Genomic DNA, 1,629 nt, shown 5'->3' with positions numbered 1-1,629 from the left:
GTAGCTGCCGTTTTGTGCGGCGTACTGGTAGCGGGTGGTGGCGGCGGAGCCATCACTGATTTGCTGGTAGCCCTTGAGGTTGCCTGCGGGGTCGTAGCACCCTTGATATGAAATTGATAGCTGCTAGCGCTTGATGGACGAGCGGTGGGGGGCGATTTTTATCGGAATTTAGGCATCGGGCTTGATGCTGGGGGGAGCAAGGTTCTCTCGCGCAAATGCACTTGGACTTTGCTGTCCGAGTTTTGTGCGGCTTGCGCCGAACAAGGCATGCCCGATGCGGTGCGCACCGACAACGAGGCCATGTTCACCAGCCGGTTGTGGGCCTCGTTCTTCAAGATTGCTGGGATCAAACGCCAGCGTATTGATCTGGGCAGCCCTTGGCAGAACGGGCGTATCGAGCGGCTGTTTGGCACCTTGAAGCCGCTGCTTTCAGCGCTCAAACAGCAGCTCAAATCGAAAACCCTTCAGCCCACTTGCTTGTACGCGCTCTACGAACGTTTCATTTACGTAGGTGGTGTTACGCCGAGTCTGTGGAATCTTGAAGATCGGCGGCAGTGCAGTGACTGAGTCCAATAGGACGTGTTTGTCTACGGCCATTACCCCGCCGCTTCTGAACCGAGCAATTTCGGAACGCGCCTCGTCCAACACGTCTACCATAGTTGTCGCGTTGAACGCGAAGTAGCGCATAGGCTCATTCAGTTCGATGACCGCGAACTCGCCGTGAGGGGTGAGCAGGTCGTCCAGAACCTCCCTAGCATGGGCGGAGAAGGTAGGAATAGGGCTCAAATCAAAGTGAGTGAAATCCGGCAATACCTCTGAGCGGATTACATCACTCTCCTCTCGGTTTCTTTCGCCAGACACAAGTGGATAACTATTGCCGCGGATAGTGCCTTCGAACCACCCATTACCCCAGGCTGCGGAATCCCGAGTCTTCAATAGGAATGAGGCAAAGGAATTGAGGTCGCAAGTTAAATCGTATAGCTGCATCATCGTTTCGGGGGGACTGGTTTTGAGCCGGGATAGGTGCCATTAAGCAGCTGACCTCGGATTCGATCTAGAACATCCAAGGCATCCGGCTTTGAAGTAATACCGCGGAAGTCGCGGCGAAGCTGATCGTGGTAGTCGTCATTATTCAATTTCGGGTGATAGGCTCCAGGCGCCGTACTGCCTGGTACCTGCGGCAGGAACACACCGTTGTCCGCCGCGTTCAGGTCCTTAATTCCGAGGTTGTTGAGCTGATCACGGATGCTCTGCGCTCGCCTATCCCTATGAATAGCACCTATGAATAGGGTCAGGTCTTGCCTTTTGCCTCCCCTGGCCTCATTTCATCCAGCTGCGCACTCTCCCTCAAAGCCCTCTGTCCCGACACAATCCTGCTGATGCGGGACACGGACAGCCCCAACTGCCGGGCAATCTCTGACAGGCTGATTTGCGAGTCGTGGTGCGCTGATACAAAGCCTGCTCACGCGTGGGGCACAGGGCCAGCCAATCTTGCAGACTCTTGGGGCTGGCGCTGCCGTCGGCATTGTTTTCGGTGATGTTGCTGATGAAGCCATTGGCATCCCGCCAGGTATTGCTGGTGGCAGTCGTGCCGCCACGCGTGGTGGTGGCTTGGGACTGCAGGTAGCT

General features: G+C 56.0%; 3 protein-coding genes. 1 reads left to right on the top strand and 2 read right to left on the bottom strand.

What is annotated here, in order from left to right:
• Window positions 1-228: 228 nt before the first annotated feature.
• Window positions 229-567, top strand: coding sequence for a DDE-type integrase/transposase/recombinase (locus DBR12_RS08910; RefSeq protein ID WP_158274988.1), 339 nt, complete (start codon window positions 229-231; stop codon window positions 565-567).
• 724 nt (window positions 568-1,291) lie between these two features.
• Here DBR12_RS08910 and DBR12_RS23555 read toward each other — a convergent pair.
• Both DBR12_RS23555 and DBR12_RS22670 read right to left on the bottom strand, forming a co-directional pair.
• The gene (locus tag DBR12_RS23555) at window positions 1,292-1,396 is read right to left on the bottom strand and encodes a hypothetical protein (RefSeq protein WP_366146000.1); all 105 of its coding nucleotides are present in this window, start codon (window positions 1,394-1,396) and stop codon (window positions 1,292-1,294) included.
• On the bottom strand, window positions 1,348-1,629 hold a 282-nt coding region (locus DBR12_RS22670), incomplete at its 5' end, for a hypothetical protein (protein ID WP_233244369.1). The genes DBR12_RS23555 and DBR12_RS22670, both read right to left, overlap by 49 nt.

Origin of the sequence: Acidovorax sp. HMWF029 (genome assembly GCF_003060895.1) — a bacterium.
Classification (GTDB): domain Bacteria; phylum Pseudomonadota; class Gammaproteobacteria; order Burkholderiales; family Burkholderiaceae_C; genus Acidovorax.
Note: the sequence above shows the minus strand (reverse complement) of the source record. Positions and strands in the feature narration are given on the sequence as shown.